General features: G+C 63.8%; 7 protein-coding genes and 1 pseudogene. All 8 read right to left on the bottom strand.

The window, feature by feature from the left end; genetic code table 11:
• Positions 1-334: pseudogene (locus tag K728_RS19740) on the bottom strand (hypothetical protein); the annotation flags it as partial.
• Between the two features lie 7 nt (positions 335-341).
• The gene (gene nadD / locus K728_RS0116040) at positions 342-962 is read right to left on the bottom strand and encodes a nicotinate-nucleotide adenylyltransferase (protein ID WP_019482651.1); all 621 of its coding nucleotides are present in this window, start codon (positions 960-962) and stop codon (positions 342-344) included.
• A gap of 88 nt (positions 963-1,050) precedes the next feature.
• Positions 1,051-1,299, bottom strand: coding sequence for a hypothetical protein (locus tag K728_RS0116035; RefSeq protein WP_019482652.1), 249 nt, complete (start codon positions 1,297-1,299; stop codon positions 1,051-1,053).
• A gap of 93 nt (positions 1,300-1,392) precedes the next feature.
• Positions 1,393-2,676 carry a glutamate-5-semialdehyde dehydrogenase gene (locus K728_RS0116030; protein WP_019482653.1) on the bottom strand — a complete coding sequence of 428 codons (1,284 nt, stop codon included), beginning with the start codon at positions 2,674-2,676 and terminating at the stop codon, positions 1,393-1,395.
• Between the two features lie 9 nt (positions 2,677-2,685).
• Positions 2,686-3,825 (bottom strand): glutamate 5-kinase, encoded by a 1,140-nt coding sequence (proB, locus tag K728_RS0116025; protein ID WP_024477332.1) that lies wholly within the window; start codon positions 3,823-3,825, stop codon positions 2,686-2,688.
• A 1-nt stretch (position 3,826) separates the two neighbouring features.
• Complete coding sequence (gene obgE / locus K728_RS0116020) at positions 3,827-5,482, bottom strand: GTPase ObgE (RefSeq protein ID WP_024477331.1); 1,656 nt, start codon at positions 5,480-5,482, stop codon at positions 3,827-3,829.
• 116 nt (positions 5,483-5,598) lie between these two features.
• Positions 5,599-5,859 carry a 50S ribosomal protein L27 gene (gene rpmA, locus K728_RS20760; protein WP_081743419.1) on the bottom strand — a complete coding sequence of 87 codons (261 nt, stop codon included), beginning with the start codon at positions 5,857-5,859 and terminating at the stop codon, positions 5,599-5,601.
• A 35-nt stretch (positions 5,860-5,894) separates the two neighbouring features.
• Positions 5,895-6,203, bottom strand: a complete 309-nt coding sequence (gene rplU, locus K728_RS0116010) for a 50S ribosomal protein L21 (RefSeq protein WP_019482657.1) — start codon at positions 6,201-6,203, stop codon at positions 5,895-5,897.
• Positions 6,204-6,477 lie beyond the last annotated feature (274 nt).

Genomic DNA, 6,477 nt, shown 5'->3' with positions numbered 1-6,477 from the left:
CAGCCTCAGCCTGGGGGCGCTGCTCCGCCAGGGCGCGATAGGCCCTCAGCGCTTCCCGGTCACGTGCGCGGGTCTGCGAAACCCGCTCACCCGGGTGGGTTGGCGTCGCATCGACGGGAGCGTCAGCGGCGCGACGACTGCGCCGCTCAGAAATGACCGGTTCGGAGTGGGGCAGTTCAGGAGTAGCCCGGTCAGGGGGGCGCTGTCCGGTGGCTTGCGGTTCGGTGGACGACTGCGAACCAGTTTCCAGTTCGGCTGTCTGCCCGTCGGCGTTAGTCCCGCGGGTATGCCGAAGTGACTTCCGGCTCTGTGCGGATTCGTTGCCGTTACTCATTGCTTTCTCACCCAGTAGTAGATCTTATGTCGTCGTGTGAAACGTGTGGTTCAAGTGGTTCAACAGGCCTTGAGGCGTCGCGGTACAGTCCGTGCTTGGCGATGTACTGCACCACGCCGTCCGGCACCAGGTACCAGACTGGATCGCCGGCGGCGACTCGCCGTCGACAATCGGTGGAGGAAATGGCCATCGCGGGCACCTCCAGTAGACTCACATCCCTGCCCTTGCCATCGAGTTCGTGGCCGGGCCGGGTGACACCGACGAAATGGGCCAACGACCACAGTTCATCAGCGTTCTTCCAGGACAGAATCTGCGCCATCGCGTCGGCCCCGGTGATGAAGAACAGCTCCGCCTCCGGCCGTTCGGCCTTCAGATCCCGGAGGGTGTCGATCGTGTAGGTGGGACCGGGGCGGTCGATATCCACCCTGCTCACCGTGAAGCTGGGATTGGAAGCTGTCGCGACCACGGTCATCAGGTACCGGTGCTCGGCGGCGCTGACCTCACGTTCGGCCTTCTGCCACGGCTGCCCGGTCGGTACAAACACCACCTCGTCGAGGTTGAAGACGGCTGCGACTTCACTCGCAGCCACCAGGTGTCCGTGGTGAATAGGGTCGAAGGTTCCGCCCATGACGCCTAGGCGCCACGGACTTCCGTCCGGGTGTGCTCTGTCAGCTGGATTCACTTGGCGCGACTTAGCTACCTTCCCCGCCCCGCTACTAGCGGTGTGAGGCTTCGCCGTGGTCGTGCTTGTTGGGGTGCTGCTTGTGGGGATCGGCGTGCTCTTCAACTGCCTCGTGGCGGTTGCCGAGGCTCGAGAAGGCGAGAGTGACAAACATCAAGGCAACCAGCGCGCCCATGATGATGACGCCGTACAACACCGGGTCCATCGGCAGTTCGACGTGTCCCCCGTGGCCCCCGCCAGTCTCGCTGGCGACGAGTGTGGCGTTGAGAAGCTGAGAAAGCATAAATTCTCCCCTAGAAATCAAAGTAATGGCGTACCGGTCAGCACCAACCGGTGGATAGGTTCCCTACCATGTTACGCGCTTCGCGACGTGGTCCTAGGACCGGACCTGACCATCACCCTGCAGGATCCACTTGGTGGTCGTCAGTTCCCGCAGCCCCATCGGACCACGCGCATGCATTTTCTGGGTGGAGATGCCCACCTCGGCACCCAAACCCAGTTCGGCGCCGTCGGTGAAACGGGTTGACGCATTGACGATCACTGCGGCCGAGTCGATGCCGGCGATGAACCGCTCTGAGTTGCCCAGGTCATTCGTGATGATGGCCTCGGTGTGTCCTGAAGTCCACTGGCGAATGTGTGCCATGGCCTCCTCCATCGAGTCCACTGTCGCGACCGCAAGATCAAGGTCCATGTATTCGCGGGCCCAGTCGTCGTCTGTGGCGAGGTCGGCGGTGACGCCGTCGGGCAGGCTGTCCAGGGTGCGCTGGTCTGCATGTAGCCGCACCCCGGCAGAGGCCAAGGCCTTCAGGACGTCCGTGGTTGCGCCCGCATCGCGGTGTACGAGGAGGGTCTCCACGGTATTGCAGACACTGGGTCGCTGGGTTTTGGCGTTCAACAGGATGTCCACGGCCATCGCGGGGTCGGCACTCCGGTCGACGTAAATGTGGACGTTGCCCTCGCCAGTCTCGATCACCGGCACAGCAGAGTTGGTGACGACCGTCTGGATCAGCTCGCGGCCGCCCCGCGGAATCAGAACATCCACCCGACCGCGTGCCTTCATCAGCACATTGGCGCCTTCGCGTCCGTAGTCATCAACACTTTGCACGGCATCGGCGGGCAGTCCCGAGCTGACCAGTGCGTCACGGATGATGCCGAGCAGCGCTGCGTTGGTGTGTGCCGCGGCGCTTCCGCCGCGCAGGATAACCGCGTTACCACTCTTGAGAGCAAGCCCGGCAATGTCGACGGTCACGTTGGGTCGGGCCTCGTAGATGGCGGCGACGACGCCGAGCGGCACGTGAATCTGGCGCATCCGCACCCCATTGGGGAGGGTCTGGCCCCGCTCCACCGACCCCACGGGGTCTGGGAGACCAGCCAGGTTCTGCAACGCCGTCGCAAGCCCCTCGATCCGCTCCCCGGTGAGGCTGAGCCGGTCCAGGAGCGCCGTGGAGGTGCCGTTGGCCTGTCCCGCTTCAACATCCAACGCGTTGGCTGCAAGGACCGCTGAACTGTTGGCGACGAGGGCAGCACCCACCGCGAGCAGGGCCCTGTCCTTGGTGGCCCTGTTTGCGGCCGCCACCTGACGGGCTGCTTCGCGCGCGCGATCAGCGATCGCGTGCACTGCGGCTGTCACATCTGTCTGCTGTTCGGTCACTGAAGTCATTGCCCCAGTCTAACGAAGGACCACCAGATCGTTGACGTGGACGACCGACCGCTCATACTCCCGCCCGAGTTCCTTGGACAGCTCCCGGGTGGTCCGGCCCAGCATCCTCGGAAGTTCGAACGAGCTGTAGTTGACCAGCCCGTGGGCCACCACCGCACCGCTGGTGTCCGTCATCGCCACCGGATCACCGGCTTCGAAGTCCCCGCCAACTGACACAATTCCCGCCGGTAGCAGCGAACGACGGCGCTCCCCGACGGCTTTCGCCGCACCATCATCGAGGGTGAGTGTGCCCCGAATGTCCGCCAGGTGGGCGAGCCACAACAGCCTGATGGGCTTCCGGCGGCCGTTGGTGCTGAACCAGGTACCGACGTCGTCCCCTGCCAACGCGGCGGCGGCATTCTCGGCCGAGGTGACGAGGGCAGGAATACCCGAGCTCGCCGCAATCGTTGCCGCTTCAACCTTGGTGACCATGCCGCCGGTTCCGACGCCGGCCTTGCCGGTGCGGCCGATTTCGACGCCCTCAAGGTCAACGGGTCCGCGCACCTCGGGAATCCGTTGCGCACCATCTTTCGGCGGACCGTCGTAGAGGGAGTCGACGTCGGACAGCAGCACCAGAGCGTCGGCTTTCACCAGGTGAGCCACCAGGGCGGCCAGCCGGTCATTGTCACCGAACCGGATTTCGTGACTTGCAACGGTGTCGTTCTCGTTCACGATCGGGACGACGCCGAAGTTCAGTAGCCGCTCCATCGCCCGGTGGGCGTTGGCGTAGTGGCCGCGTCGGATCAGATCCTCAGCGGTCAGCAGCACCTGACTGACTGTCACGCCGTGAGCCCCGAACGCCGCGGTGTATCGCGCCATCAGCAGGCCCTGCCCCACACTGGCCGCAGCCTGCTGGGAAGACAACTGGTTGGGGCGGCGGTTCAACCCGAGGGGCGCCAGACCCGCAGCGATGGCACCACTGGAGACCAGGATGACTTCGGTGCCCTCGTTCCTCCGGGCGGCCAGCACGTTGGAGAGCGACACGAGGGCCTCCTCCGACAGGCCGCCGGTGATGGAAGTCAGAGACGACGACCCCACCTTCACGACGATCCGCTTGGCCTTCGCCAGACCGGACCGGGTTTTCAGGGGCCGTTTTATACTCGTCGTCACCTTAGCGTCCGGCTTCTTCGCTATCTGAGGCTGGCGCAGGGTTAATCCCCGGTGCGTCGTCGTCTCCGGCCTTGTCCGGGACAGCCTGGGATGTCTCGATAGTGGTACCCGGGGAGGTTCGGGTCTTGTAGTTGACCGATTCCGTCCAGATCCCGGCTTTACGCTCAGTCTCAAGGTCGAGCCGTGCCGCCGCGCGGGCGTCCTTGCGGTCCTGGTAGTCCTCGCGCTTCTCGTCGCGGGTAGGCCGGACGAACTCCGCGAGACGGATGTCGGTGCCGCGTGGCGACGCCAGTAGCTCGGCCCCGCCCATCATGGTCGGCTCCCAGTCGAAGACGACGCCGTCATCCTCACCGATGACCACCGTGTCGCCGGGCTTGGCGCCGCTCTTGAAGAGCTGCTCTTCCACGCCGAGCTTCGCGAGCCGGTCGGCCAGGTAGCCAACCGCTTCGTCGTTGTTGAAGTCGGTCTGCTTGACCCAACGCTCCGGCTTCTCGCCGAGAATCCGGAACAACGGCAGCAGGTTCTTCTCCTCGTTGCGGATGATGAAGCCGCGCGAGTTGACGGCACGGGGGCGCAGTACTGGGGGCACAATTTTGGGTGGGGTGGCCTTCAGCTCGGCGCGGGCTGCGGACACAATCTCGCCCATCGCGAACCCGAGTTGCCGCAGGCCTTCGTGGCTGGACGCGGACACCTCAAACACGCGGTAGCCGCGGGCCTCCAGCTCGGGCCTGACGAAGGAGGCCATGTCCTTTCCGTCCGGCACATCGACCTTGTTCAGGGCAATCAGTTTGGGGCGCTGGTTCAGGGGCACGACGTCCCCATCCGGGCCGGCGAAGCTCATGTCCACCGCGTATTTCTCCAGCTCGCGCTCGATAATGTCGAGGTCGTTCAGGGGGTTGCGGTCCGATTCCAGGGTGGCGCAGTCGAGGACATGGACCAGGGCGGCGCAACGTTCGACGTGGCGCAGGAAGTTGTGGCCCAGGCCCTTGCCTTCGCTGGCCCCTTCGATGAGACCGGGCACGTCGGCGATGGTGTACCGGACGTCGCCCGATTCGACGACTCCGAGGTTCGGCACCAGCGTGGTGAATGGGTAGTCGGCAATCTTGGGGCGAGCCGCGGACATCGCTGCGACGAGGCTTGACTTGCCAGCGGAGGGGAACCCCACCAAAGCGATATCAGCAATGGATTTCAGCTCCAGCACGATGTCCCGGGCGTCGCCGGGGATGCCGAGCAGGGCGAAGCCTGGCGCCTTGCGCTTCTGGGAGGAGAGCGAGGAGTTCCCGAGCCCACCCTGGCCACCGGAGGCAGCGATGAACTCGGCGCCTTCGCCGACCAGGTCGGCGAGTACTTCGCCATCCTTGGTCTTGATGACTGTGCCGTCTGGCATCGGCAGGATCAGGGTTTCGCCCTGCTTACCGCCACGCCAGTCGCCCATGCCGTTGCCGCCGTTGGTGGCGTGCCGGTGTGGTGCGTGGTGGTAGTCCAGAAGGGTGGTGGTCTGTGAGTCGACGCGGAGAATCACGCTGCCGCCGTCGCCACCGTTACCGCCGTCGGGGCCACCCAATGGCTTGAACTTTTCCCGCTTGACGGAAACGCAGCCGTGACCGCCGGTACCACCCGACACATGCAGAACCACTCGGTCAACGAAGCTTGCCACGTTGAACTCCTTAGTAAATTGTGAATTGATGCCGAGTCTATCCCGGCTTAAAAAGAAAGTGGGGCGAGCCGGATCGGCTCACCCCACCTCACTGCCTTATGCTTAGTGCGCAGGTACTACTCTGCGACTGCGCCGACGATGTTGACAACGCGGCGTCCACGACGGCTGCCGAACTCAACCGAGCCAGCCTCCAGCGCGAACAGCGTGTCGTCTCCGCCGCGGCCAACGCCAGCGCCGGGGTGGAAGTGGGTGCCACGCTGGCGGACGATGATTTCGCCGGCCTTGACAACCTGTCCACCGAACCGCTTGACGCCAAGGTACTGGGCGTTTGAATCGCGACCGTTGCGAGTGGAACTCGCACCCTTCTTATGTGCCATCTGCTTTGCCTACCTTTTGATAAAGAACGAAGAGGTTACTTGATGCCTGTGATCTTGACGCGGGTCAGCTCTGAACGGTGACCCTGGCGCTTCTTGTAGCCGGTCTTGTTCTTGAACTTCTGGATGACAATCTTCGGTCCACGAAGATTCTCAATGATCTCGGCAGTCACGGCGACCTTTGCCAGGTCGTCTGCTGCTGAGGTTACCTTGTCGCCGTCGACCAGAAGGAGGGCGGGCAGCTGAAAGCTGCTGCCGGCCTTACCGGTGACGCGGTCAAGGGTTACGAGGTCTCCCACGGAAACCTTTTCTTGGCGGCCGCCTGCGCGGACAATCGCGTACACCACTTGGGAACTCACTTCTCTCGACAACTATGCTTGGAAAACTACTGTGTGCGTACTTACACCGGCAAACCGAACTACTTTGGTCCTACCGCTGACGCTGTGCATCGACGCCCCGGATAACCGGTTAGAAGGCGAACGCACCGAAGATCAAGATTACGCCAGTTTGGCGGTTTCCTGCAAATCCCCCGGTGTGTGGGCGCGTCGCGTGCCCGGCTTGCGGCTACAACTCGGACGCTGGAACCCCTACACCGAGGATCATCGGCTCATCCTTGGCAGG

Source organism: Arthrobacter sp. CAL618, assembly GCF_000468215.1.
Taxonomy (GTDB): Bacteria; Actinomycetota; Actinomycetes; order Actinomycetales; family Micrococcaceae; genus Arthrobacter_D.
Note: the sequence above shows the minus strand (reverse complement) of the source record. Positions and strands in the feature narration are given on the sequence as shown.